Below are 22,164 nucleotides of genomic sequence, written 5' to 3'. Positions count from 1 at the left end.
CTCAGCCGGGTATCACGTACACCGTGAAGTACAAGGCCGCCCCGGTCGAGCCGACCAAGCCGACTGAACCCACGAAGAACACGACGAAGACGCCTTCAACATCGCAAACGCTAGCTAAGACCGGCTTTAGCGGCGCACTCGTCGGCGGACTCGGGATGCTCTTCGCTGCAGCTGGCGCAGTTGCGGTTCGCCAGAAGCGCGACTGAGGCACTCTGCGTCTCTGTTGAACGCTCACGCGCGTGTGGGGCATCGACCTGAGTCGGTGCCCCACACGCACTTCACGCTCTCTCATGGCCGTCTTGGACGACACGCCCGAGTGCGGGTTCACTCGTCACCCGGTGCCGCTCCCACTCGGCACGCGCGAGGCCACGGCCTCGGCAATGGGGCGAAATTGGCGTCTGGAGCAGGGAAGTGACCGATCTGACTTTGCGACACGCCCGAGTGCGGGGTACGGTAGTTTCTTGGTGATCGTCCGAGCTGCTTCCGTCAGCTCAGGGCGTTATCGCTGCCACTCTGTCGGTGGTTTCACATGCGAGAGCCCCCTTTCGGGTTTGTACTCGCGGGTGGAACTCTGACAGAATGGCACGGATGCCCCAGCGTCTCTGGGGTGGTCCATGCGTGCCATCACGCATGGACCGGGCAATATGCCCAAGATCTTTGGACAAGACGTCGGTCCAGCGCGAGCAATCGCGCGCACAACGGCTGCGACACGCCCGAGTGCGGGGACCGGCGGCGAATCTGTACGAGAAGAGGTAAGACGGCATGGCGGGACAGAAGATCCGCATCCGGCTCAAGTCGTATGACCACGAGGTCATCGACAGCTCCGCGCGCAAGATCGTGGACACCGTACAGCGTGCTGGCGCCACGGTCGTGGGCCCGGTGCCGCTGCCGACCGAAAAGAACGTTTTCGTCGTCATTCGGTCGCCCCACAAGTACAAGGACAGCCGCGAGCACTTTGAAATGCGCACGCACAAGCGGCTCATCGACATCATCGACCCGACCCCCAAGGCCGTCGATTCGCTTATGCGCCTCGATCTGCCTGCGGACGTCAACATCGAGATCAAGCTCTGAGGACATCTGCAATGACTAAGAAGAAGCAGCACGCTGCCGCGCCCGTCAAGGCGCTGCTCGGCCGCAAGCTCGGCATGACCCAGGTCTGGGATGCCGACGGCCACCTCGTGCCCCTGACTGTCGTGCAGGTCGGCACCAACGTCGTCACCCAGGTTCGTACCGAAGAGGTCGACGGCTACTCCGCTATCCAGCTTGGCTTCGGTGAGATTGACTCCCGTAAGGTCACCAAGCCCCTGCAGGGCCACTTCGAGAAGGCCGGAGTTGCTCCGCGCCGTCACCTCGTCGAGGTCCGCACCTCCGAGCACGACTCCTACGAGCTCGGCCAGGAACTCGACGCCGCCACCTTCGAGGCTGGCCAGGCTGTCGACGTCTCCGGCACCACCAAGGGCAAGGGCTTCGCCGGCGTCATGAAGCGTCACGGCTTCGCTGGTGTTTCCGCCTCCCACGGTGCGCACCGCAACCACCGCAAGCCCGGTTCGATCGGCGCCTGCGCGACGCCCGGTCGCATCTTCAAGGGCCTGCGCATGGCCGGCCGCATGGGTGGCAACCGTCGTACTGTTGAGAACCTGACGATCCAGGCCGTCGACACCGAGAAGGGCCTGCTGCTCATCAGCGGTGCCATCCCCGGCCCGAAGAACGGCGTTGTCCTGGTTCGCTCCTCCGTGAAGGGTGCGTGATCATGGCTGACGATCGTAACGTTGACGTCATCGACCTCAAGGGCAAGAAGGCGGGTTCCGTCGTTCTCCCCGGGTCCATCTTTGACGTCCCCACCAACATTCCGCTGATGCACCAGGTTGTCGTCGCTCAGCTTGCGGCCGCCCGACAGGGCACGCACGCGACGAAGACCCGCGGTGAGGTCGCTGGTGGCGGCAAGAAGCCGTTCCGCCAGAAGGGCACCGGTAACGCCCGTCAGGGCTCCATCCGTGCGCCTCACTTCACCGGTGGCGGCATCGTCCACGGCCCCCAGCCGCGTGACTACGACCAGCGCACCCCCAAGAAGATGAAGCAGGGCGCTCTGCGCTCCGCTCTGTCCGATCGTGCGCGCGCCGACCGCATCCACGTTGTCACCGCCCTGTTCGAAGGCGACAAGCCCTCGACCAAGGCTGCTCTCGCCGCTTTGCGCGCGATCGTCGAGGACCGTCAGGCTCTCGTCGTCCTCGAGCGTGGCAACGAACTGACCGCGCTGTCCCTGCGCAACGTTCCCGAGGTTCACGTTCTGTGGGCCGACCAGCTGAACACGTACGACGTCCTGGACGCCGATGACATCGTCTTCACGCAGGCCGCCCTTGAGTCCTTCCTCGGCACCAAGGAGGAGACCAAGTGAGCACGATCGAAGCGGGTAAGAACCCCCGCGACATCATCCTGAAGCCGGTCACCACCGAGAAGTCGCTCGCCCTCATGGACCTGGGCAAGTACACCTTCGAGGTTGACCCCCGCGCGAACAAGACCGAGATCAAGATTGCCCTGGAGCGTATCTTCGGCGTCAAGATCGGTTCCATCGCGACCCAGAACCGCAAGGGCAAGACCTACCGCACCCGCAACGGGATCGGTAAGCGCAAGGACGTCAAGCGTGCCATCGTCACCGTGCGTGAGGGCACCATCGACATCTTCGGCGATCAGGCCTGAGGACCGAAGGGACATTTGAACAATGGGAATTCGCAAGTACAAGCCCACGACTCCGGGCCGTCGCTTCTCGTCCGTCTCTGACTTCGTCGAGATCACCCGCGACACCCCCGAGAAGTCGCTGCTGCGCCCGCTGCACAAGACCGGTGGCCGTAACAACAACGGCCGCGTGACCTCCCGCCACCGCGGCGGCGGCCACAAGCGTCAGTACCGTGTGATCGACTTCCGTCGTCACGATAAGGACGGCGTCCCGGCGACGGTCGCTCACATCGAGTACGACCCCAACCGCACCGCCCGCATTGCCCTCCTGCACTACGCGGATGGCGAGAAGCGCTACATCCTCGCTCCGACCGGCCTCAAGCAGGGCGATCAGATCGAGGCTGGCGTCGGCGCTGACATCAAGCCCGGCAACTCGCTGCAGCTGCGCAACATCCCCCTGGGTACCGTTGTGCACGCCGTCGAGCTCTACCCGGGTGGCGGTGCCAAGATCGCTCGTTCCGCTGGCACCTCCGTGCAGCTCGTCGCTAAGGAAGGCCGCTTCGCCCAGCTGCGTATGCCCTCCGGCGAGATCCGCAACGTTGAGGCCACCTGCCGCGCCACCATCGGCGAGGTCGGTAACGCCGAGCAGTCGAACATCAACTGGGGCAAGGCCGGCCGCATGCGCTGGAAGGGCAAGCGCCCGCACGTCCGTGGTGTCGTCATGAACCCGGTTGATCACCCGCACGGCGGTGGTGAAGGCCGCACGTCCGGTGGTCGTCACCCCGTGTCGCCTTGGGGCAAGCCCGAGGGCCGTACGCGTCGTCCGAAGAAGGCGTCCGATCGTCTGATCGTCCGCCGTCGCAAGACCGGCAAGAACCGCTGAGTAGGAGTCGATTGAAATGCCGCGTAGTTTGAAGAAGGGCCCGTTCGTCGACGACCACCTGCTCAAGAAGGTCGACGCCGCGAACGAATCCGGCTCGAAGAACGTCATCAAGACCTGGTCGCGTCGCTCGGTCATCACCCCGGATTTCCTGGGCCTGACCATCGCCGTCCACGACGGCCGTAAGCATGTGCCCGTTTTCGTCACCGAGTCGATGGTGGGCCACAAGCTCGGCGAGTTCGCTCCCACGCGTACTTTCCGTAGCCACGACAAGGACGATCGTAAGGGACGTCGGCGCTGAGCCGGCCCCACGGAAGAAGAGGCAGATACATGGAAGCCAAGGCGCAGGCGCGATTCATCCGCGTCACGCCCCAGAAGTCCCGCCGTGTTGTGAACGAGGTTCGCGGCAAGCGTGTTCTGGAGGCCGCCGACATTCTGCGGTTCGCCCCGCAGGCCGTCGCCACCGATGTCCGCAAGGTGCTCCTGAGCGCCGTCGCCAACTCGAAGGTCAAGGCTGAGAACGCCGGAGAGACCTTCAACGAGGCCGACCTGCTCGTCCTGGAGGCATACGTGGACGAGGGTCCGACCATGAAGCGTATTCGTCCCCGTGCACAGGGGCGCGCCGGTCGTATCCTGAAGCGCACCTCCCACATCACCATCGTGGTGGGGACCAAGGAAGACAAGAAGAAGGGAGACCGCTGATATGGGTCAGAAGGTCAACCCCCGCGGGTTCCGTCTGGGAATCACCACTGACCACCGGTCTCGCTGGTTCTCCGACTCCACCACCAAGGGACAGCGCTACGCGGACTACGTGGCGGAAGACGTCGCGATCCGCAAGTTCCTGACCGACAACCTCGAGCGCGCTGGTATTGCCGAGGTCGACATCGAGCGTACGCGTGACCGCGTTCGCGTCGACCTGCACACCGCTCGCCCCGGCATCGTCATCGGCCGCCGCGGCGCCGAGGCCGATCGCCTGCGCGTGCAGCTCGAGAAGCTGACGGGCAAGCAGGTTCAGCTGAACATCCTCGAGGTGAAGAACCCCGATCTCGAAGCGCAGCTCGTTGCGCAGGGCATCGCCGAGCAGCTCGCTGCCCGCGTGTCCTTCCGTCGTGCGATGCGTAAGGGCATCCAGTCCGCACAGCGCGCTGGCGCCAAGGGCATTCGTGTCCAGGTGTCCGGCCGTCTGGGTGGCGCTGAAATGTCCCGCTCCGAGTTCTACCGTGAGGGCCGCGTGCCGCTGCACACCCTCCGCGCGAACATCGACTACGGATTCCACGAGGCCCGTACGACCTTCGGTCGCATCGGCGTCAAGGTGTGGATCTACAAGGGCGACATCACCGAGCGCGAGTTCGCTCGCCAGCAGGCCGAGCAGGCCCAGCGCGGCGGACGTCGCGATGGCCGCCGTGGCCCCCGCCGCGGTGGACGCCCCAACCAGGAGACCGCCGCGCAGCAGGCACCCCGTGAGGCTTCGTCCTCCGAGGCCGCTGCGCCCACGACCGGATCGGAGGCCTGAGCCCCATGCTCATTCCCCGTCGGACTAAGTACCGCAAGCAGCACCGTCCTCACCGCACTGGCTTTGCCTCCGGTGGCACCGAACTGGCATTCGGCGATTACGGCATCCAGGCTCTCGAGCCGGCGTACATCACCAACCGTCAGATTGAGGCGGCTCGTATCGCCGTGACCCGTCACATCAAGCGTGGCGGTAAGGTCTGGATCAACATCTTCCCGGACCGTCCGCTGACGAAGAAGCCCGCCGAAACCCGAATGGGTTCCGGTAAGGGTGCTCCGGAGTGGTGGGTTGCCCCCGTCAAGCCCGGACGCGTCATGTTCGAGCTGGCAGGCGTCCCCGAGGAGCTCGCTCGCGAGGCCCTCAGCCGTGCCCAGCACAAGCTTCCTATCAAGACCCGCTTCGTGGTCCGAGAGGGTGGTGACATCTGATGGCAGATAAGGGTCTGACCACCGAGCAGCTCGACGCCATGGACAACTCCCAGCTGTCCAAGGAGCTCGAGAAGGCCAAGGCCGAGCTGTTCAACCTGCGTTTTGCGCAGGCCGTTGGCAACCTCGAGGATCACGGTCGTATGAAGACCGTGCGTCGCGACATTGCCCGGATCTACACCATCGCGCGTGAGCGGGAGCTTGGCTACCGCACCGCCCCGAGCACTGAGGAGTGAGCCTGATGGCAGAAAGCACCGCTCGTAACGAGCGTAAGGTCCGTCGCGGCTACGTCGTCAGCGACAAGATGGACAAGACCGTTGTCGTCCAGATCGAGGACCGCGTCAAGCACGCCCTCTACGGCAAGGTCATGCGCAAGAACAAGAAGGTCAAGGTTCACGACGAGCACAACGAGTGCGGTGTCGGCGATCTCGTCCTCATCATGGAGACCCGCCCGCTGTCGGCCACCAAGCGCTGGCGCGTTGTGGAGATCCTCGAAAAGGCGAAGTGACCTTCGCTCACAGACCGAAATCCGTTCGGCAAGGCTCGACCGGTACAATCCGGAAGAGAACCGGCACGACGACAGGAGTCAATAGAAAATGATCCAGCAGGAGTCGCGACTGAAGGTCGCCGATAACACAGGGGCCAAGGAGATCCTGACCATCCGTGTTCTCGGTGGCTCGGGTCGGCGCTACGCGGGTATCGGCGACACCATTGTCGCTACCGTGAAGGACGCCATCCCCGGCGGCAACGTCAAGAAGGGCGAAGTCGTCAAGGCAGTGATCGTTCGCACGCGTAAGGAAACCCGCCGCCCCGACGGTTCCTACATTCGTTTCGACGAGAATGCGGCCGTCATCATCAACAACAATGGCGAGCCGCGTGGCACGCGTATCTTCGGCCCCGTGGGCCGCGAGCTGCGCGACAAGAAGTTCATGCGTATCGTCTCCCTCGCTCCGGAGGTGATCTGATCCATGGCAGCCAAGATTCGTAAGAATGACCTCGTGGAGGTCGTTCGCGGACGCACGTCCGACGAGAAGGCGCTGGCCAAGCGCAACGCCCGTCGCGCTGAGGAGGGCCTCGAGCCCCTCAAGCCCGGCGACAAGGGCAAGCAGGGCCGCGTCATCCAGGTGTTCCCGGCCGAGGGCAAGGTCCTCGTCGAGGGCATCAACCTGAAGACGCGCCACGTGCGCCAGGGCCAGCAGGGCAGCGCCGGCGGCATCGAGACCATCGAAGCCCCCATCGCCCTGTCGAAGGTCGCTCTGGTCGACCCCGAGACCAAGAAGCGCGTTCGCGTCGGTTTCCGCGAGGACACCGTCGAGCGCGGCGGCCGCACCCGCACCGTCCGAGTCCGCGTGACTCGCGGCGGCGCGCAGCGCGGCGTTGAGCAGGGCAAGGAGATCTGAGCATGGCCCCGCGTCTGAAGGAAAAGTACGTCTCCGAGATCCGCGAGGCGCTCCGTGCTGAGTTCAAGCACGAGAACGTCATGCAGGTCGGCGGACTGACGAAGATTGTCGTCAACATGGGTGTCGGCGAGGCCGCTCGCGACTCGAAGGCACTCGAGGGCGCTATCCGCGACCTCACCGCGATCACCGGCCAGAAGCCCGTGACCACCCGCGCCAAGAAGTCCATCGCGCAGTTCAAGCTGCGTGAGGGCCAGGCGATCGGTGCGCACGTGACGCTTCGCGGCGACCGTATGTGGGAGTTCCTGGACCGCCTCCTCTCGACGGCGCTTCCCCGTATCCGTGACTTCCGCGGACTGTCCTCCAAGCAGTTCGACGGTCACGGTAACTACACCTTCGGTCTCACGGAACAGTCGATGTTCCACGAGATCGACCAGGACTCGATCGACCGAGTGCGCGGCATGGACATCACGGTTGTCACCTCGGCCACCACCGACGAAGAGGGTCGCGCCCTTCTCCGTCACCTCGGCTTCCCGTTCAAGGAGGACTGACCCATGGCCAAGACATCCCTGAAGGTCAAGGCTGCCCGCAAGCCGAAGTTCGGCGTGCGTGCCTACACCCGGTGCAACCGTTGCGGTCGTCCGCACTCGGTGTACCGCAAGTTCGGACTGTGCCGCGTGTGCCTGCGCGAGCTTGCCCACCGTGGCGAGCTCCCCGGTGTCACCAAGAGCAGCTGGTAAAACGAACGTCGCAGGTCCCGGGTAACCGGAGAAACCGCGACGAGGAAGGGGAATAAACCCCCATGACAATGACAGACCCGATTGCAGATATGCTGACGCGTCTGCGCAACGCGAATCGTGCGCACCACGATGCGGTCTCCATGCCGTACTCGAAGCTCAAGAACGCGATTGCGAACATCCTGGTCGAGGAAGGCTACATCGCCTCGACCTCCGTCGAGGATGCCCGCGTGGGCAAGACCCTGACGATCAACCTGAAGTACGGCTCGCACCGCGAAGCCGCCATCCAGGGGCTCAAGCGCGTGTCCAAGCCCGGTCTGCGCGTGTACGCCAAGTCCACCAACCTGCCCAAGGTCCGCGGCGGCCTCGGCGTGGCGATCCTGTCCACGTCCTCCGGCCTGCTCACCGACCGTCAGGCAGCCGAGAAGGGTGTGGGTGGGGAAGTCCTCGCCTACATCTGGTGATGAGGAGGCTGAACAATGTCGCGAATTGGTAAGAATCCCATCGCTATCCCCGCCGGCGTCGACGTTGCGATCGACGGCCAGAACGTGACCGTGAAGGGCCCCAAGGGCACCCTCTCCCACGTTGTCGCCGAGCCGATCACCGCGAAGATCGAGGATGGCCAGGTTGTCGTCGAGCGTCCGAACGACGAGCGCACCTCGCGTTCGCTCCACGGACTGTCCCGCACCCTGATCGCCAACATGATCGTCGGCGTGACCGAGGGCTACAAGAAGGATCTCGAAATCACGGGTACCGGTTACCGCGTGGTCGCCAAGGGCAAGGACCTCGAGTTCTCCCTCGGCTTCTCCCACACGATCACCGTTACCCCGCCTGAGGGCATCGAGTTCACTATCGCTCCGAAGTCCCAGACGCTGTTCACGGTGTCCGGAATCGACAAGCAGCTCGTCGGCGAGACCGCTGCTCGCATCCGCAAGCTGAAGAAGCCGGAGCCCTACAAGGGCAAGGGCATCCACTACGTGGGCGAGACCATCCGTCGCAAGGTCGGAAAGGCTGGTAAGTGATGGCTTACTCGATCAAGGGCAAGGGCAAGTTCGTCGCTCGCAAGCGCCGTCACCTCCGCCTCCGCAAGAAGATCAACGGCACGCCCGAGCGTCCCCGTCTGGTCGTCACCCGTTCGAACCGCCACATGGTGGCTCAGGTCATCGACGATACGGTCGGCCACACCCTGGTGTCGGCTTCCGACATCGAGACCGAGGTCGCCGGTTCGGAGGGCACGAAGACCGACAAGGCTCGCAAGGTCGGCGCACTGATTGCCGAGCGTGCGAAGGCTGCCGGTATCTCCGCTGTCGTCTTCGACCGTGGTGGTAACAAGTACGCAGGTCGCGTTGCGGCCGTTGCCGAGGCCGCCCGTGAGGGCGGACTCGAGCTGTGAACGAGCCGAAAGAAAGAGAGATCATCTGATGGCTGCACAGCAGCGAGACAGGAACGGTTCGGGCGCGGGCGAGAACAACGATCGCCGTGAGCGCCGCTCCGGCCGCGGCAACGATCGCGATAACCGCCGGAACAACGAGAACAAGAACGAGTACATCGAGCGCGTCGTTACGATCAACCGCGTCTCCAAGGTCGTGAAGGGTGGACGTCGTTTCTCCTTCACCGCCCTGGTTGTCGTGGGTGACGGCGAAGGCACGGTGGGCGTCGGCTACGGAAAGGCCAAGGAAGTTCCCCAGGCCATTTCCAAGGGCGTCGAGGAGGCGAAGAAGAACTTCTTCCGCGTCCCGATGATCCGCCGCACGATCACGCACGTGGTGCAGGGCCGCGATACCGCCGGTATCGTCCTGCTCCGTCCGGCCGCTCCCGGTACCGGTGTTATCGCCGGTGGTCCGGTGCGCGCCGTCCTGGAGGCCGCGGGCGTCCACGACGTGCTCACCAAGTCGCTGGGCTCGTCCAACGCGATCAACATCGTCCATGCGACGGTTGACGCACTCAAGCAGCTCGAGCAGCCCGAGGCTGTCGCCGCTCGTCGCGGCCTGCCCCTCGAGCGCGTTGCTCCCGCGTCCATGCTGCGCGCTCGCGCAGAGGGCGAGGCTGAGAAGCGCGCGGCTGCCGAGGCCGCCGAGGCCGACAAGGCCGCTGCAGGGGAGGCTAAGTGATGGCGAAGAACATCAAGATCACCCAGGTCAAGTCCTCCGCTCACGCGAAGCAGAACATGAAGGACACGCTGCGCACCCTCGGGCTGCGCAAGATCGGCCAGAGCGTCGTGCGTGAGCAGACGGATGCCGTCCTCGGCGCCGTCCGCACCGTGCGTCACCTGGTGACCGCTGAGGAGGTCGACTGACAATGGCGGACTCCACGAACAAGACGCAGATCGTTAAGCTGCATCACCTGCGTCCTGCCCCCGGAGCCAAGACCGCGAAGACCCGCGTGGGTCGCGGTGAGGGTTCGAAGGGTAAGACCGCTGGCCGTGGCACCAAGGGCACCAAGGCCCGTTACCAGGTTGCTGCTGGCTTCGAGGGTGGCCAGATGCCGATCCACATGCGTCTGCCGAAGCTTCGCGGCTTCAAGAACCCCTTCCGCGTTGAGTACCAGGTCGTGAACGTTGGCAAGCTCGGGGAACTGTTCCCCGAGGGCGGCAAGGTCACGGTTGAGGACCTCGTCGCTAAGCACGCCGTTCGCGACTCCGCGCCCGTCAAGGTGCTCGGTACCGGCGAGCTGAACGTGAAGCTCGAGGTTGAGGTCGACTCCTGGTCGTCCTCCGCCGAGGCAAAGATCACGGCTGCCGGCGGGTCCATCTCGGCTCGCTGACAGTGAACGGGGGTGGTCCCGCCAGGGACCACCCCCGTTACGTGTCTGCCGTTATCGTGGGTGAGAAGCTGTCAAATAGCTTTTCACCCGCGAAAGCGGCTCGCCCCGCCGCACGGGGCACCAGCGCTCCGCGTCTCGTTAAATACGCGGCAAAGCGCTTTTTTAATGATTGGATATCGCCAACCACTACCCGTGTCGGGTAAGCTGGATCAGTCTAGGGGCTTCGCCCCGCTTGCCCATCATTCGTAGGAGGAAGCCTTGCTCGGTGCATTCGCCCAGGCGTTCCGTACCCCCGACTTGCGTCGGAAGCTGCTCTTTACCCTGTTCATCATGGCCGCATTCCGGCTGGGCTCGTTCATTCCGACGCCCGGTGTGGACTCGCAGGCCGTCCAGAAGTGCATAGCGCAGGAGTCGCAGGCGTCGCTGCTCGACCTCGTCAACCTGTTCTCGGGTGGAGCGCTCCTTCAGCTGTCGATCTTTGCGCTGGGCATCATGCCCTACATCACCGCGTCGATCATCATCCAGCTGCTGCGGGTCGTGATTCCTCGTTTCGATGACCTCCACAAGGAGGGTCAGACGGGCCAGGCGAAGCTGACGCAGTACACGCGTTATCTCACGATCTTCCTGGGTATTTTGCAGGCCACCACCACCATTTCTCTGGCACGCAGCGGGCAGCTCTTCCAGTCCTGCAACCAGGACGTTATTAAGGATCGTTCGATTCTCACGTTCATCATGATGATTATCGTCATGATGGCCGGTACGGGCGTCATCATGTGGCTGGGCGAGCTCATCACGGAGCGCGGCATCGGCAACGGCATGTCCCTTCTGATCTTCACCTCTATTGCCGCCCGTCTGCCCGAGCAGCTCCTGTCGATCGGCCAGGCCGGTAAGTGGGGCTCCGTTGCGGCTATCGTCGCCCTTTTGCTCCTCGTCGCTATTGCCGTTGTTTACGTCGAGCAGGCGCAGCGCCGAATCCCCGTCCAATACGCCAAGCGCATGATTGGGCGCCGCCAGTACGGCGGCACCACCACTTACATTCCGCTGAAGATCAACATGTCGGGCGTTATCCCCGTCATCTTCGCGTCGTCGATTCTTGCCCTGCCTCCGATGGCGGCGCAGTTCGGTAAGCCTGACGACGCATGGGTCCAGTGGATCTCGGCGCACTTCACGCAGGGCAGCTCGTTCTACCTGACGATCTACGCCCTCATGACTCTGTTCTTCACCTTCTTCTACACGGCCATTACGTTCAACCCGGACGAGGTCGCTGACAACATGAAGAAGTATGGAGGCTTCATCCCCGGTTACCGTGCGGGTCGCCCCACGGCTGAGTACCTGCGCTACGTGATCAACCGAATCACCTCTGCGGGCGCCCTCTACCTGGTGATCATCGCCCTCCTGCCGTCGCTCGCGATCATCCCGCTGAAACTGTCGAGCTCGCAGATGCCCTTCGGTGGCACCACGCTGCTCATCATCATCGGCGTCGGCCTGCAGACGGTGAAGGAAATCAACACGCAGCTGCAGCAGCATCACTACGAAGGATTCCTGAAATGACAGTCGTTATCCTCCTCGGCCCTCCCGGAGCTGGCAAGGGCACCCAGGCCTCGCGCATCGCTGAGCGCCTCGGTATTCCGGCCATTTCGACGGGCGACATCTTCCGCGCGAACATGGCGGAGGGCACGGAGATCGGCAAGCAGGCGCAGGCCTACATGGACCGCGGCGAGTTTGTCCCGGACTCTGTCACGAACGCCATGGTGAAGGCTCGCCTGGCCGCCCCCGACGCTGCCGACGGTTTCCTCCTTGACGGCTACCCGCGTTCGGTGGAACAGGCGCACGTGCTGCGCGACATGCTCCTCGACCTGGGTAAGTCCATCGACGTCGTCCTCGAGATCCAGGTGGATGAGGACGAGGTCGTGGAGCGCATGCTCAAGCGCGCCCAGGAGCAGCATCGTACGGACGACACCGAGCCAGTCATGCGTCACCGCCTGGAGGTCTACCACCAGCAGACGGAACCCGTTGCCACCTACTACGTCGACCAGGACCTCCTTGAGGTCGTCGATGGTAGTGGCACGATCGACGAGGTCACGGCTCGCATCTTCGCGATCCTCGACTCGGTGGCGAAGAACTAAACGATGCCGCGCATTGAACTGAAGTCCGCGCAGGAGCTTCGATGGATGCGCGAGGCCGGTCTGGTCGTCGCGTCGATCCACGAGGCCCTGCGCGGCGCTGTCCGCCCCGGCATTACGACGCGCGAGCTTGACGAAGTGAGCGCCCAGGCGATTGCCGAAGGGGGAGCGACCTCGAACTTCAAGGGCTACTACGGCTACCCGGCCACGGTGTGCATCTCCGTGAACGACGTCATTGTTCATGGGATTCCCGATGACTACGAGCTGGCCCCCGGAGACCTCGTGTCCTTTGACTGCGGCGCGTACGTCGAACGTGGCGGCCGCCAGTGGCACGGCGACGCGGCTTTCAGCATCATCGTCGGCGAAGCCTTTGTGTCCGACGCGGACTTTGCCGCTGGCGAGCGTGCGAGCGGACCGATCGCCGGAGTGGACGAGGAACTGCTGCGTGAGCGCCGCCAGCTGGACGCGGTGACGCGCGAGTCCCTGTGGGCCGCGCTCGCAGGCCTCGCCAACGGGAAGCGCATCAGCGCGGTTGGCCACGCTGTCGAAGAAGTCGTCGCGGAGAACGCTCTCATCAACGGCTGGGAGGCCGGCATCATCGAAGAGTTCGTGGGTCACGGCATCGGCACGAAGATGCACATGCCTCCCGACGTCCTCAACTACAACGTCCGCGGCATCCAGGCGCGACTCAAGCCCGGTATGGTCCTGGCGGTTGAGCCGATGCTCACCCGTGGTGATATCGCGTCGAGCACGGATGACGATGAGTGGACGGTGCGCACGGTAGACGGCCGCGATGCCGCCCACTGGGAGCACTCGATCGCGATCACCGAGGACGGAGTCTCCGTCCTGACGGCGCGCGATGGGGGAGTGGCTGGCCTGGCGCTCTACGGTGTCACTCCTGTCTCGCTCGACTGACGTCTCGAACGGTTTCGGGCCCGGTACCTCACGAAGGTGCCGGGCCCGAGGCTTCTATCGACGAGGCCGTGGCTGCTTCGCCGGTGTTGTTGCTGGCTGCGCCACCGGTGTTCCTGCTGGCTGCGCCACCGGTGTTCCTGCTGGCTGCGGCACCGGTGTTCCGAGCGCCGTCGGGCCCGCTCGCCGTCCGCGCCGCGAGCTTCGCTCGGCGGGTCGGCTCGAAGCCCGACCAGGCCGCGGCCCAGCCGGCGCTCTCCTCACAGGTGGCGCGTGGCGCGTGTGGTGTGCGTTGCCCGGCCAGGCCGCGGCCCAGCCGGCGCTCTCCTCACAGGTGGCGCGTGGTGCCTGGCCAGTGCCTACGTTCCCTGCCATACCCTCTGCCTAGGCGTATCTGGATAGGTTGTGGCCACGTGGATAGGTTATGCACATCCGGATAGGTTATTAAGCTATCCGGATGCTCGTTACCTATCCGGATGTTCCTTACCTATCCGGAAGTGTGTTGGTGGCTGGGGCTGCAGCTTCGTATGCGGGCGGAACCGCGTTGAGTCTTGTTGATCAGTGGTGTCATGCTCCAGGTCTGATCTTGCGTGGCGCATGGAAACGGTCGTGCGCATGGTTTCTAGGCAATGTCGCATGCAATTCCCCTGTCGCTACTTCAAAACTTGAAATCGCAGCGTTGGAATTGCAACGTTTTCAGACTTAGTTGAATCGTCACCGAATCGAATTGCATGCGACTTTTACCCGGGTAGGCCCTGCGGTCCCTCAAGCGTGTGCCGCATTGGGGCACGTGGTGGATAGCGCTTGGTGCGTGGTGAATGGTCTGCGGTACGCGGTATCTGGCGCGTGGTGAGTGGCCAGGCCGAGGGCCCGCCGGTGTCCTTCGCGCGGGTGCCTCATGGCGTGCGGTGCGCTGGTGCGGCCTCGGCACGAGCGACGTGGACGCCCCTCGGCGTGTACGTAAAATGTGACGCATTAAACGTGAGCGAACCGACAGGGACCCTGACTACCGCCGAAGGGTATCGATGCCGTAGAGTAGTTCCTTGGGCGTATCTGCATCCGGCACTCGTCGGTGCACTATGCCTGGCGGCATCCGCCGCAACCTATCCGAGACATGTAGAGGATAAACGGAGGATATGGCGAAGAAAGACGGCGTCATCGAGATGGAAGGCACGGTCGTTGAGGCCCTGCCTAACGCAATGTTCCGTGTGGAACTGAAGAATGGCCACGTGGTTCTCGGCCACATTGCGGGAAAGATGCGTCAGCACTACATCCGCATCCTGCCCGAGGATCGAGTTGTCGTCGAGCTGAGCCCCTACGACCTCTCTCGAGGCCGTATCGTCTACCGCTACAAGTGACCCGACACAAACTGCCCGACGGGCAGTGGAGGTAACAACCATGAAGGTCAAGCCGAGTGTCAAGAAGATCTGTGACAAGTGCAAGGTGATTCGTCGCCACGGCAACGTCATGGTCATCTGCGACAACCCCAGGCACAAGCAGCGCCAGGGCTGAGTCCCGCTGCGACCCGCGGGGCAACAAGCCCCACAGCATCACTCTAAGCGCCCACACATGGGTGACCCTCGGTTCGGAGGCCGAGGCCGGGCTGCTCGCCCGGACTGAGCGATGACGACCTCCGATGAACAACTGGAGCAACATCACCATGGCACGTATTGCCGGCGTCGACCTCCCCCGCGAAAAGCGGCTCGAGATCGCGCTCACATACATCTACGGAGTCGGCCGCACCCGCGCGGCAGAGACCCTCGCCGCCACCGGCGTCAGCCCGGACGTCCGCGTGAAGGACGCGACGGAAGAGGACCTCGTCAAGCTTCGTGACTACATTGAGGCAAACTTCAAGGTTGAGGGTGACCTCCGCCGTGAGGTTCAGGCCGACATTCGTCGCAAGATCGAAATCGGTTCGTACCAGGGCCTTCGCCACCGTCGTGGCCTGCCGGTCCACGGTCAGCGCACCAAGACCAACGCGCGTACCCGCAAGGGCCCCAAGCGCACCGTTGCAGGCAAGAAGAAGGCCAAGTAAGGCCTAGGGAAGCCCAGCCCCTCGGGGTAGCTTTCCGCGACAAGAAGGAACTGAACCAGAAATGGCAGCAGCAAAGACCTCGCGCACGGGCGGTGCCCGCAAGCCGCGTCGCAAGATTTCGAAGAACGTCACCAACGGCCACGCCTACATCAAGTCGACGTTCAACAACACCATCGTTTCCCTCACGGACCCCACGGGCGCGGTTGTCGCCTGGGCGTCCTCCGGCCAGGTTGGCTTCAAGGGTTCGCGTAAGTCCACCCCCTTCGCCGCGCAGCTCGCGGCCGAGGCTGCGGCTCGTCGCGCCCAGGAGCACGGCATGAAGAAGGTTGACGTTTTCGTGAAGGGTCCCGGCTCCGGCCGCGAGACCGCGATCCGTTCCCTCCAGGCCGCCGGCCTCGAGATCGGTTCGATCCAGGACGTCACGCCTCAGGCCTTCAACGGCACCCGCCCGCCGAAGCGCCGCCGCGGCTGACTTGCGGACGGGAGGGCCCTGCCCTCCCCACGTCTGAACCTTCGGGTTCTTACTCCCTTAGCCTGCTTCAGCAGGTTCCCATATCCGGTGTCATATAGCGGGCACCGGCCAGAAAGGAATAGACGTGCTCATTGCAGAGCGACCCATCCTGACCGAAGAAAAGGTCAGCGACCTGCGCTCCCGTTTCACCCTGGAGCCCCTCGAGCCCGGGTTCGGCTACACGCTGGGTAACTCCCTACGTCGTACCCTCCTGTCCTCGATCCCGGGTGCAGCGGTGACGTCCATCCGCATCGATGGCGTCCCCCACGAGTTCCGCACGATCGAAGGTGTGAAGGAAGATGTCGCTGAGATCATCCTGAACATCAAGCAGATCGTCCTGTCCAGCGAGAACGACGAGCCTGTCGTCATGTACCTGCGGAAGGCTGGCCCCGGCGAGGTTGTCGCCGGAGACATCACGCCTCCCGCCGGCGTGGAGATCCACAACCCCGATCTGCACCTTGCCACCCTCAACGAGAAGGGCAAGCTGGAGATCGAGCTGACCGTCGAGCGTGGCCGCGGCTACGTGTCGGCCGCTCAGAACAAGGATCCGCAGGCCGAAATCTCTCGCATTCCGATTGATTCGATCTACTCGCCCGTCGTCAAGGTGACCTACAAGGTCGAGGCGACGCGTGTCGAGCAGCGCACCGACTTTGATCGCCTCGTCATCGACGTGGAGACCAAGCCGGCGATCACCCCGCGCGATGCCCTGGCCTCGGCCGGCAAGACGCTGGTGGAGCTGTTCGGCCTCATGCGTGAACTGAACGAGGAAGCGGAAGGCATCGAGGTGGGTCCGTCCACCACCGACGCCACCCTCGCAGCCGATCTGGCGCTCCCGATCGAGAACCTGAACCTGCAGTCGCGTTCCTACAACGCGCTGCGTCGCCGCGGCATTCTGACCGTCGGCGAGCTGGTTGCTCACTCGGAGGCCGACCTGCTCGACATCCGTAACTTCGGCACCAAGTCGATCGAAGAGATCAAGGAGTCCCTGGCGGCTCTTGGTATGACGCTGAAGGACTCGGTCATGCCGAGCTTCGGTGACTCGGAGTCCGCCGCGATCTTTTCGGACGACCAGTCCATCTGACCCCGTGCGTCCGATGGACGCATTGAATCCGTAGGAGAAACAAATGCCCACCCCCAAGAAGGGTGCTCGTCTGGGCGGTAGCCCGGCACACCAGAAGCTGATCCTGTCGAACCTGGCAGCTCAGCTCATCGAACACCGCGGCCTCACGACCACGGAGGCGAAGGCCAAGGCCCTGCGCCCCTACGTCGAGAAGCTGATCACTAAGGCCAAGCGTGGCGACCAGCACGCCCGCCGCACGGTCCTGAAGAAGATCCCCAACAAGGGCATCGTCGCGATCCTCTTCGAGGAGCTCGTTCCCGCGATGGATTCCGAGCGCGCTGGCGGCTACACCCGCCTCATCCGCGTCGGCAACCGCAAGGGCGACAACGCTCCCCTGATGCGCATCGAGCTCGTCATGGAGAAGGTCGAGAAGAAGGCCGTCGTGAAGGCTGCCGAGAAGACGGCTGAGAAGGCCGCCGAGGCCAAGGCCGTTGCTGCCGAGGCCGAGGAAGCCGCTGAGGCTGCAGCCGAGCGCGCCGAAGAGGCTCGCGAGGAAGGCGATCTCGCCAAGGCCAACGAGGCCGAGGAGATCGCCGAGGAGGCCGGCAAGGCTGAAGACGCCGCCGAGCAGGCCGCCGAGGAGAAGTGACGCAAGGTCACTGATTCGCTCGAGCATTGGGCCGGGCACCTTCCGGGGTGTCCGGCCCTTGCCGTATCCGGTAGCCTGATGTCATGACTCGTGAGATGACGTTGGCGATTGACTGCGGCGGCGGTGGCATCAAGGGATCTGTCGTTGATGAGCGTGGGACGATGATGGCCCCGCCTCGCCGGGTGCCCACCCCCTACCCGCTGCCTCCGGAACTCCTCGTGGAGACCGTTGTCGGCCTCGCTCGCGAGCTTCCCGCGGCGACGCGCGTGACGATGGGCATGCCGGGCATGATTCGGCACGGAGTCGTCATTGCTACGCCTCACTACGTCACCCGCGACGGGCCGCGTTCGCGCGTGCTGCCTGAGCTGGTGGAACGCTGGGACCACTTCGACATGGGGCACGCGATTGAGCAGGCGCTCGGCCTGCCCACGAAGGTCCTGAACGACGCGGAGGTCGCGGGCGCGGGTGCGATCACCGGCCGCGGTCTCGAAATGATCATCACCCTGGGGACTGGCCTGGGTAACGCGGTCTTTGACGGCGGCCAGCTGGCACCCCACGTCGAGGTCTCGCAGGGGCCGGTTCGCTGGGGCCTCACCTACGACGACTACATTGGCGAGCATGAGCGCCTGCGCCTCGGCGACGTGCACTGGTCGCGTCGCATCCGCCGCGTGGTGGACGGCCTGCGCCCGATGTACATGTGGGACCGTCTCTACCTGGGTGGCGGGAACTCGAAGCGCATCACGGCCTCGAACCTGCGTCTCATGGGCGACGACGTGATCGTCGTGCCCAACGACGCGGGGATTATCGGCGGCGTGCGGGCGTGGGAGCTGTGAGCACGCGTCGCCTGCGCCTGGATCTGGGGTACGACGGCACCGATTTTCGAGGCTGGGCCGCCCAGCCCGGCTTGCGCACCGTCCAGGGCGAGATCGAAGCCGCGCTCGCCATGGCCTCGCGCGAGGAAATGACGACGACCGTTGCCGGGCGCACCGACGCCGGGGTGCATGCGCGCCACCAGGTCTGCCATGTCGACTTGAGCGACGAGGCCTGGGCGCGGCTGACGCCCAGGGGAGGGGAGTCCTCCCAGGGGGCCACGGCCTCGTCGATCGTGCGCAGGCTGAACAAGATTCTCTCCGGGCGCTACGGTGAGCGCGCGCGTGGACGCGACCTGCCCGCCGCGCGCGGGACCTGTGATGTGCGCATCTACTCGGTGGCCGTCGTTGACCCCAGCTTCGACGCGCGCTTTTCCGCCCTCGGCCGCTCCTACGCCTACCGGGTCTCGGATCGTCCCTGGCCGCTGGGCCGATGGGACCGCCTGTGGGTGGAAGACCCGCTCGACGAGGCAGCCATGAACGAGGCCGGGGCCTCCCTGCTCGGGGAGCACGACTTCCTCGGGTTCTGCCGCCCGCGCGAGGGGGCCACGACGATTCGGACGCTGCGGACGCTGCACGCCGAGCGCGACAGCGAAGGGACTCTCGTTTTCCGGGTGGAGGCGGACGCGTTCTGTCATTCGATGGTCCGCTCCCTGGTCGGGGCGCTGCTCCTGGTCGGTTCAGGGGCGCGCGATACGGACTACCCGGCGCAGATACTGAGCGCCCGCTCGCGCGCTGAAGCCGCACCGATCGCCCCTGCCCATGGACTTACCCTCGAGGGCATCGACTATCCCGACCCGTCCCAGTGGGGCGCGAGGGCGCAGCAGGCTCGGGCCAGGCGTGATACGTGCTGCGGTGGCGGCGGCTGAGGAATGTGACACAGTATTCGTCGCGCTTTGACCGCCGGGCTGCGCACCGATAATATGGCTAGTGCTGTGCGTCAGCAGAGTACCTAGTGTCTCCCACTCGCTAGGAGCGCTCGCCGACGCCTCGCGCGAACCGTTTCATCGCGGATGCCCCCGGAAAAACCGGCGCGGCGTCCCATGACCAACAAGAATTGAAGGTTACGCCCGTGCGCACCTATTCACCCAAGCCCGGGGACGCGGACAAGAAGTGGTACGTCATTGACGCCACCGACGTCGTCCTCGGTCGCCTGGCAGCCCAGACCGCTGCCCTTCTCCGTGGGAAGCACAAGCCGACGTTCGCCCCTCACATGGACATGGGCGACAACGTCATCATCATCAACGCGGACAAGGTCGCTCTGACCGGCAAGAAGCTCGACCAGAAGATGGCCTACCGTCACTCCGGTCGTCCCGGCGGCCTGACCGCGACCGCTTACCGTGACCTCCTCGCCGCGGCGCCCGAGCGCGCCGTCGAGAAGGCCGTTAAGGGCATGCTTCCTCACAACTCCCTCGGCCGCGCGCAGTTCAAGAAGCTGCACGTTTACGCTGGCCCGGAGCACCCCCACGCCGGCCAGTCGCCGGTTCCCTACGAACTGACCCAGGTGGCTCAGTGACCTTTGGTCGCTGAACGCCTTTGACCCTGAGGAGAACCGTGGCTGAGACCATCGTTTCCGCTGAGCTGGACGAGGAAGTCGTCCCCAGCTCCTACACGTCCGAGACCGAGTCGGCTCCCGCCGGCGCCGGTCAGTCCATCACCGCGCCCGGCGCGGGCCTGGGCCGCCGCAAGGAGGCCGTCGCCCGCGTTCGCCTGGTCCCCGGCTCCGGCAAGTGGACCATCAACGGTCGCACCCTTGAGGATTACTTCCCCAACAAGCTGCACCAGCAGCTGGTGAAGTCCCCCTTCGTGCTGCTCGACATTGACGGCCGCTTCGACGTCATCGCCCGCATCAACGGTGGCGGCATTTCCGGCCAGGCCGGCGCCCTGCGCCTCGGCGTGTCGCGCGCCCTCAACGAGATCGACCGCGACGCGAACCGTCCGGCCCTCAAGAAGGCCGGCTTCCTGACCCGCGATGCCCGCGCCACCGAGCGTAAGAAGGCAGGCCTCAAGAAGGCCCGCAAGGCTTCGCAGTTCTCGAAGCGCTGATTTCATTCAGCACATTTTCTGTTGGTCGCGCCCCGCTCCTGCGGGGCGCGACCTTCGTTTACCGACGCGTGTGTGCCGCGATGTGAGCGTCCCCGCTGTCCGTGCCCCGGCTTCATGAAAATGAGCGGGCGCGAACGCGGTAGGCTTAGTGCAGTCATACGACCCACTGAACGGAGAGACTATGCCCAGGATGTTCGGCACGGATGGCGTGCGAGGACTGGCGAACGTTGATATCACTGCGGACCTTGCGCTGCAGCTCGGCGAGGCGGCCGCCCGCCAGTTCGGCGGATCCCGACGCGCGGACGGTTCGAAGCCTCGCGCGATCATCGGACGCGACACGCGTATTTCGGGCGAGTTCCTTGATCACGCCCTCGCGGCTGGCCTGGCCAGCGCCGGCATGGACGTGACCCGTATCGGCGTCGTCACCACGCCGACGGTCGCGCATTTGACCGCTACCGAGGACACCGTGGACCTCGGCGTCATGATTTCCGCGTCGCATAACCCGATGCCCGATAACGGCATTAAGTTCTTCGCGCACGGCGGCTACAAGCTCGCGGATTGCGTCGAGGATGAGATCGAGGCCCTCCTGAACACCGAGTGGGATCGCCCCACCGGTGACGGCGTCGGCGAGATCAACGCCGATCATGCGTGGGCCAAGGACTCCTACATTGCCCACCTTGTTGGCGCGATCGGCACGGACCTGCGCGGCATGAAGATCGCGATCGATTGCGCGAATGGCGCGGCCTCCGAGCTGGGCCCCGCGGTCTTCCGCGAGCTCGGGGCCGACATCACCGTCATCAACGCGTCCCCGGATGGGCGCAACATCAACCTGAACGCGGGCTCGACGCACCCCGAGGCCCTGCAGGCCGCCGTCGTCGAGTCCGGCTGCGATTTCGGCGTCGCTTACGACGGCGATGCGGACCGCTGCCTGGCCGTCGACCACGAGGGCAACCTCATTGACGGCGACAAGATCATGGGTGCGCTGGCCGTCAACGCCAAGGCGCACGGGACCCTCGCCAAGGACACGCTCGTCGTCACTGTCATGAGCAACCTGGGCCTGCTGATCGCCATGCGCGAGGCTGGCATCAACACCGTGCAGACCGGCGTGGGCGACCGCTACGTGCTCGAAGAGATGCTGGCGTCCGGCTACTGCCTCGGCGGCGAGCAGTCCGGCCACATCATCGCCCGCGATCACGCGACCACCGGCGACGGCATTCTGTCCTCGCTCCTGGTCTCGCGCATGGTGAAGGAATCCGGCCGCTCCCTGGCTGATCTGACGTCGTTCATTCAGAGGCTGCCTCAGACCCTCATCAACGTGGGCGGCGTGGACCGCGCTGCCGCATCGACGAACGAGGCTGTTGCCGAGGCCGTGGCAGCCGCTGAGGCTCGCCTGGGCGACACCGGCCGCGTGCTCCTGCGTCCCTCGGGCACCGAGCCGCTCGTGCGCGTCATGGTCGAGGCCGCGACCCAGGACGAGGCCGACGCCGTCGCTGCGTCGCTGGCAGACATCGTTAAGGAGAACCTGGCTCTCTGAGCGCACTCCGGTCATAGCTGAGGGCGGGCACCGGTGGGTG

The 22,164-nt window shown here is 64.6% G+C and carries 35 protein-coding genes and 1 pseudogene; all 36 read left to right on the top strand.

The features are described from left to right. Positions 1–206, top strand: a pseudogene (locus O3684_RS02760) (hypothetical protein); the annotation flags it as partial. 556 nt (positions 207–762) lie between these two features. Then, complete coding sequence (gene rpsJ, locus O3684_RS02755; protein ID WP_003790631.1) at positions 763–1,071, top strand: 30S ribosomal protein S10; 309 nt, start codon at positions 763–765, stop codon at positions 1,069–1,071. Positions 1,072–1,082: 11 nt separating this feature from the next. Beyond that, on the top strand, positions 1,083–1,748 hold the full coding sequence (rplC, locus tag O3684_RS02750) for a 50S ribosomal protein L3 (protein WP_500062662.1): 666 nt from the start codon (positions 1,083–1,085) through the stop codon (positions 1,746–1,748). A 2-nt stretch (positions 1,749–1,750) separates the two neighbouring features. After that, positions 1,751–2,395: a 50S ribosomal protein L4 gene (gene rplD, locus O3684_RS02745; RefSeq protein ID WP_009054699.1), complete on the top strand. Its 645-nt coding sequence runs from the start codon at positions 1,751–1,753 to the stop codon at positions 2,393–2,395. Next, positions 2,392–2,697, top strand: a complete 306-nt coding sequence (gene rplW / locus O3684_RS02740) for a 50S ribosomal protein L23 (protein ID WP_003790626.1) — start codon at positions 2,392–2,394, stop codon at positions 2,695–2,697. Before rplD ends, rplW begins: the two co-directional genes overlap by 4 nt. A gap of 22 nt (positions 2,698–2,719) precedes the next feature. Continuing rightward, on the top strand, positions 2,720–3,556 hold the full coding sequence (gene rplB, locus O3684_RS02735) for a 50S ribosomal protein L2 (protein ID WP_009054709.1): 837 nt from the start codon (positions 2,720–2,722) through the stop codon (positions 3,554–3,556). Between the two features lie 16 nt (positions 3,557–3,572). After that, positions 3,573–3,854: a 30S ribosomal protein S19 gene (rpsS, locus tag O3684_RS02730; protein ID WP_003790621.1), complete on the top strand. Its 282-nt coding sequence runs from the start codon at positions 3,573–3,575 to the stop codon at positions 3,852–3,854. A gap of 29 nt (positions 3,855–3,883) precedes the next feature. After that, positions 3,884–4,255: a 50S ribosomal protein L22 gene (gene rplV, locus O3684_RS02725; RefSeq protein ID WP_003790620.1), complete on the top strand. Its 372-nt coding sequence runs from the start codon at positions 3,884–3,886 to the stop codon at positions 4,253–4,255. A gap of 1 nt (position 4,256) precedes the next feature. Beyond that, entirely contained in the window at positions 4,257–5,066 is an 810-nt protein-coding gene (gene rpsC / locus O3684_RS02720; protein ID WP_500062661.1) for a 30S ribosomal protein S3, read from the top strand. 5 nt (positions 5,067–5,071) lie between these two features. After that, positions 5,072–5,491 (top strand): 50S ribosomal protein L16, encoded by a 420-nt coding sequence (rplP, locus tag O3684_RS02715; RefSeq protein WP_016460326.1) that lies wholly within the window; start codon positions 5,072–5,074, stop codon positions 5,489–5,491. Next, positions 5,491–5,724: a 50S ribosomal protein L29 gene (rpmC, locus tag O3684_RS02710; protein WP_003790613.1), complete on the top strand. Its 234-nt coding sequence runs from the start codon at positions 5,491–5,493 to the stop codon at positions 5,722–5,724. The genes rplP and rpmC overlap by 1 nt, the downstream gene beginning before the upstream one ends. A gap of 5 nt (positions 5,725–5,729) precedes the next feature. Then, a complete protein-coding gene (gene rpsQ, locus O3684_RS02705) occupies positions 5,730–5,996 on the top strand; it encodes a 30S ribosomal protein S17 (RefSeq protein WP_500062660.1) in 267 nt (88 codons plus the stop codon). Between the two features lie 88 nt (positions 5,997–6,084). Continuing rightward, entirely contained in the window at positions 6,085–6,453 is a 369-nt protein-coding gene (gene rplN, locus O3684_RS02700) for a 50S ribosomal protein L14 (RefSeq protein ID WP_003790609.1), read from the top strand. A 3-nt stretch (positions 6,454–6,456) separates the two neighbouring features. Continuing rightward, positions 6,457–6,888, top strand: a complete 432-nt coding sequence (gene rplX / locus O3684_RS02695; protein WP_009054686.1) for a 50S ribosomal protein L24 — start codon at positions 6,457–6,459, stop codon at positions 6,886–6,888. A gap of 2 nt (positions 6,889–6,890) precedes the next feature. Beyond that, positions 6,891–7,436: a 50S ribosomal protein L5 gene (rplE, locus tag O3684_RS02690; protein ID WP_009058550.1), complete on the top strand. Its 546-nt coding sequence runs from the start codon at positions 6,891–6,893 to the stop codon at positions 7,434–7,436. Between the two features lie 3 nt (positions 7,437–7,439). Then, complete coding sequence (locus O3684_RS02685) at positions 7,440–7,625, top strand: type Z 30S ribosomal protein S14 (protein WP_003790603.1); 186 nt, start codon at positions 7,440–7,442, stop codon at positions 7,623–7,625. A gap of 62 nt (positions 7,626–7,687) precedes the next feature. Beyond that, positions 7,688–8,086 (top strand): 30S ribosomal protein S8, encoded by a 399-nt coding sequence (gene rpsH / locus O3684_RS02680; protein ID WP_009054660.1) that lies wholly within the window; start codon positions 7,688–7,690, stop codon positions 8,084–8,086. Between the two features lie 15 nt (positions 8,087–8,101). Beyond that, positions 8,102–8,644, top strand: a complete 543-nt coding sequence (rplF, locus tag O3684_RS02675; RefSeq protein ID WP_500062659.1) for a 50S ribosomal protein L6 — start codon at positions 8,102–8,104, stop codon at positions 8,642–8,644. After that, positions 8,644–9,015 (top strand): 50S ribosomal protein L18, encoded by a 372-nt coding sequence (gene rplR, locus O3684_RS02670; RefSeq protein WP_003790591.1) that lies wholly within the window; start codon positions 8,644–8,646, stop codon positions 9,013–9,015. Before rplF ends, rplR begins: the two co-directional genes overlap by 1 nt. Before the next feature lie 28 nt (positions 9,016–9,043). Further along, complete coding sequence (gene rpsE / locus O3684_RS02665; protein ID WP_009054680.1) at positions 9,044–9,733, top strand: 30S ribosomal protein S5; 690 nt, start codon at positions 9,044–9,046, stop codon at positions 9,731–9,733. Beyond that, on the top strand, positions 9,733–9,918 hold the full coding sequence (gene rpmD / locus O3684_RS02660) for a 50S ribosomal protein L30 (RefSeq protein ID WP_016460322.1): 186 nt from the start codon (positions 9,733–9,735) through the stop codon (positions 9,916–9,918). The genes rpsE and rpmD overlap by 1 nt, the downstream gene beginning before the upstream one ends. Positions 9,919–9,920: 2 nt before the next feature. After that, positions 9,921–10,385, top strand: a complete 465-nt coding sequence (rplO, locus tag O3684_RS02655; RefSeq protein ID WP_500064944.1) for a 50S ribosomal protein L15 — start codon at positions 9,921–9,923, stop codon at positions 10,383–10,385. Between the two features lie 258 nt (positions 10,386–10,643). Beyond that, entirely contained in the window at positions 10,644–11,936 is a 1,293-nt protein-coding gene (gene secY, locus O3684_RS02650; RefSeq protein WP_500064942.1) for a preprotein translocase subunit SecY, read from the top strand. Further along, positions 11,933–12,511 carry an adenylate kinase gene (locus tag O3684_RS02645; protein WP_048676548.1) on the top strand — a complete coding sequence of 193 codons (579 nt, stop codon included), beginning with the start codon at positions 11,933–11,935 and terminating at the stop codon, positions 12,509–12,511. Before secY ends, O3684_RS02645 begins: the two co-directional genes overlap by 4 nt. Positions 12,512–12,514: 3 nt before the next feature. Continuing rightward, positions 12,515–13,423 carry a type I methionyl aminopeptidase gene (locus tag O3684_RS02640; RefSeq protein ID WP_500064940.1) on the top strand — a complete coding sequence of 303 codons (909 nt, stop codon included), beginning with the start codon at positions 12,515–12,517 and terminating at the stop codon, positions 13,421–13,423. Between the two features lie 1,133 nt (positions 13,424–14,556). Then, positions 14,557–14,778: a translation initiation factor IF-1 gene (gene infA / locus O3684_RS02635; protein ID WP_003790580.1), complete on the top strand. Its 222-nt coding sequence runs from the start codon at positions 14,557–14,559 to the stop codon at positions 14,776–14,778. A 40-nt stretch (positions 14,779–14,818) separates the two neighbouring features. After that, the gene (rpmJ, locus tag O3684_RS02630; RefSeq protein ID WP_003790577.1) at positions 14,819–14,932 is read left to right on the top strand and encodes a 50S ribosomal protein L36; all 114 of its coding nucleotides are present in this window, start codon (positions 14,819–14,821) and stop codon (positions 14,930–14,932) included. Between the two features lie 148 nt (positions 14,933–15,080). Further along, the gene (rpsM, locus tag O3684_RS02625; protein ID WP_016460317.1) at positions 15,081–15,455 is read left to right on the top strand and encodes a 30S ribosomal protein S13; all 375 of its coding nucleotides are present in this window, start codon (positions 15,081–15,083) and stop codon (positions 15,453–15,455) included. A 61-nt stretch (positions 15,456–15,516) separates the two neighbouring features. Further along, entirely contained in the window at positions 15,517–15,927 is a 411-nt protein-coding gene (gene rpsK, locus O3684_RS02620; RefSeq protein WP_009057967.1) for a 30S ribosomal protein S11, read from the top strand. Between the two features lie 124 nt (positions 15,928–16,051). Next, on the top strand, positions 16,052–17,047 hold the full coding sequence (locus O3684_RS02615) for a DNA-directed RNA polymerase subunit alpha (RefSeq protein ID WP_016460316.1): 996 nt from the start codon (positions 16,052–16,054) through the stop codon (positions 17,045–17,047). A 43-nt stretch (positions 17,048–17,090) separates the two neighbouring features. Beyond that, the gene (rplQ, locus tag O3684_RS02610) at positions 17,091–17,675 is read left to right on the top strand and encodes a 50S ribosomal protein L17 (RefSeq protein WP_285098240.1); all 585 of its coding nucleotides are present in this window, start codon (positions 17,091–17,093) and stop codon (positions 17,673–17,675) included. 83 nt (positions 17,676–17,758) lie between these two features. Beyond that, positions 17,759–18,508, top strand: coding sequence for an ROK family protein (locus tag O3684_RS02605; protein WP_500064938.1), 750 nt, complete (start codon positions 17,759–17,761; stop codon positions 18,506–18,508). Beyond that, positions 18,505–19,413 carry a tRNA pseudouridine(38-40) synthase TruA gene (gene truA / locus O3684_RS02600; RefSeq protein ID WP_500064936.1) on the top strand — a complete coding sequence of 303 codons (909 nt, stop codon included), beginning with the start codon at positions 18,505–18,507 and terminating at the stop codon, positions 19,411–19,413. The genes O3684_RS02605 and truA overlap by 4 nt, the downstream gene beginning before the upstream one ends. Before the next feature lie 203 nt (positions 19,414–19,616). Further along, positions 19,617–20,060, top strand: coding sequence for a 50S ribosomal protein L13 (gene rplM / locus O3684_RS02595; RefSeq protein ID WP_009057965.1), 444 nt, complete (start codon positions 19,617–19,619; stop codon positions 20,058–20,060). A gap of 38 nt (positions 20,061–20,098) precedes the next feature. Further along, the gene (gene rpsI / locus O3684_RS02590; RefSeq protein WP_016460311.1) at positions 20,099–20,590 is read left to right on the top strand and encodes a 30S ribosomal protein S9; all 492 of its coding nucleotides are present in this window, start codon (positions 20,099–20,101) and stop codon (positions 20,588–20,590) included. A gap of 181 nt (positions 20,591–20,771) precedes the next feature. Further along, complete coding sequence (glmM, locus tag O3684_RS02585; RefSeq protein WP_500064933.1) at positions 20,772–22,124, top strand: phosphoglucosamine mutase; 1,353 nt, start codon at positions 20,772–20,774, stop codon at positions 22,122–22,124. Positions 22,125–22,164 lie beyond the last annotated feature (40 nt).

Source organism: Pauljensenia sp. 20925_1_27, assembly GCF_041432835.1.
Lineage (GTDB): Bacteria > Actinomycetota > Actinomycetes > Actinomycetales > Actinomycetaceae > Pauljensenia.
Note: the sequence above shows the minus strand (reverse complement) of the source record. Positions and strands in the feature narration are given on the sequence as shown.

Bases quoted from the DNA above. Each gene is read 5' to 3' on its own strand.
- rpsJ (WP_003790631.1), top strand. From the start codon at position 763: ATGGCGGGACAGAAGATCCGCATCCGGCTCAAGTCGTATGACCACGAG.
- rplC (WP_500062662.1), top strand. From the start codon at position 1,083: ATGACTAAGAAGAAGCAGCACGCTGCCGCGCCCGTCAAGGCGCTGCTC.
- rplD (WP_009054699.1), top strand. From the start codon at position 1,751: ATGGCTGACGATCGTAACGTTGACGTCATCGACCTCAAGGGCAAGAAG.
- rplB (WP_009054709.1), top strand. From the start codon at position 2,720: ATGGGAATTCGCAAGTACAAGCCCACGACTCCGGGCCGTCGCTTCTCG.
- rpsS (WP_003790621.1), top strand. From the start codon at position 3,573: ATGCCGCGTAGTTTGAAGAAGGGCCCGTTCGTCGACGACCACCTGCTC.
- rplV (WP_003790620.1), top strand. From the start codon at position 3,884: ATGGAAGCCAAGGCGCAGGCGCGATTCATCCGCGTCACGCCCCAGAAG.
- rpsC (WP_500062661.1), top strand. From the start codon at position 4,257: ATGGGTCAGAAGGTCAACCCCCGCGGGTTCCGTCTGGGAATCACCACT.
- rplP (WP_016460326.1), top strand. From the start codon at position 5,072: ATGCTCATTCCCCGTCGGACTAAGTACCGCAAGCAGCACCGTCCTCAC.
- rpmC (WP_003790613.1), top strand. From the start codon at position 5,491: ATGGCAGATAAGGGTCTGACCACCGAGCAGCTCGACGCCATGGACAAC.
- rpsQ (WP_500062660.1), top strand. From the start codon at position 5,730: ATGGCAGAAAGCACCGCTCGTAACGAGCGTAAGGTCCGTCGCGGCTAC.
- rplN (WP_003790609.1), top strand. From the start codon at position 6,085: ATGATCCAGCAGGAGTCGCGACTGAAGGTCGCCGATAACACAGGGGCC.
- rplX (WP_009054686.1), top strand. From the start codon at position 6,457: ATGGCAGCCAAGATTCGTAAGAATGACCTCGTGGAGGTCGTTCGCGGA.
- rplE (WP_009058550.1), top strand. From the start codon at position 6,891: ATGGCCCCGCGTCTGAAGGAAAAGTACGTCTCCGAGATCCGCGAGGCG.
- O3684_RS02685 (WP_003790603.1), top strand. From the start codon at position 7,440: ATGGCCAAGACATCCCTGAAGGTCAAGGCTGCCCGCAAGCCGAAGTTC.
- rpsH (WP_009054660.1), top strand. From the start codon at position 7,688: ATGACAATGACAGACCCGATTGCAGATATGCTGACGCGTCTGCGCAAC.
- rplF (WP_500062659.1), top strand. From the start codon at position 8,102: ATGTCGCGAATTGGTAAGAATCCCATCGCTATCCCCGCCGGCGTCGAC.
- rplR (WP_003790591.1), top strand. From the start codon at position 8,644: ATGGCTTACTCGATCAAGGGCAAGGGCAAGTTCGTCGCTCGCAAGCGC.
- rpsE (WP_009054680.1), top strand. From the start codon at position 9,044: ATGGCTGCACAGCAGCGAGACAGGAACGGTTCGGGCGCGGGCGAGAAC.
- rpmD (WP_016460322.1), top strand. From the start codon at position 9,733: ATGGCGAAGAACATCAAGATCACCCAGGTCAAGTCCTCCGCTCACGCG.
- rplO (WP_500064944.1), top strand. From the start codon at position 9,921: ATGGCGGACTCCACGAACAAGACGCAGATCGTTAAGCTGCATCACCTG.
- O3684_RS02645 (WP_048676548.1), top strand. From the start codon at position 11,933: ATGACAGTCGTTATCCTCCTCGGCCCTCCCGGAGCTGGCAAGGGCACC.
- O3684_RS02640 (WP_500064940.1), top strand. From the start codon at position 12,515: ATGCCGCGCATTGAACTGAAGTCCGCGCAGGAGCTTCGATGGATGCGC.
- infA (WP_003790580.1), top strand. From the start codon at position 14,557: ATGGCGAAGAAAGACGGCGTCATCGAGATGGAAGGCACGGTCGTTGAG.
- rpmJ (WP_003790577.1), top strand. From the start codon at position 14,819: ATGAAGGTCAAGCCGAGTGTCAAGAAGATCTGTGACAAGTGCAAGGTG.
- rpsM (WP_016460317.1), top strand. From the start codon at position 15,081: ATGGCACGTATTGCCGGCGTCGACCTCCCCCGCGAAAAGCGGCTCGAG.
- rpsK (WP_009057967.1), top strand. From the start codon at position 15,517: ATGGCAGCAGCAAAGACCTCGCGCACGGGCGGTGCCCGCAAGCCGCGT.
- rplQ (WP_285098240.1), top strand. From the start codon at position 17,091: ATGCCCACCCCCAAGAAGGGTGCTCGTCTGGGCGGTAGCCCGGCACAC.
- O3684_RS02605 (WP_500064938.1), top strand. From the start codon at position 17,759: ATGACTCGTGAGATGACGTTGGCGATTGACTGCGGCGGCGGTGGCATC.
- glmM (WP_500064933.1), top strand. From the start codon at position 20,772: ATGCCCAGGATGTTCGGCACGGATGGCGTGCGAGGACTGGCGAACGTT.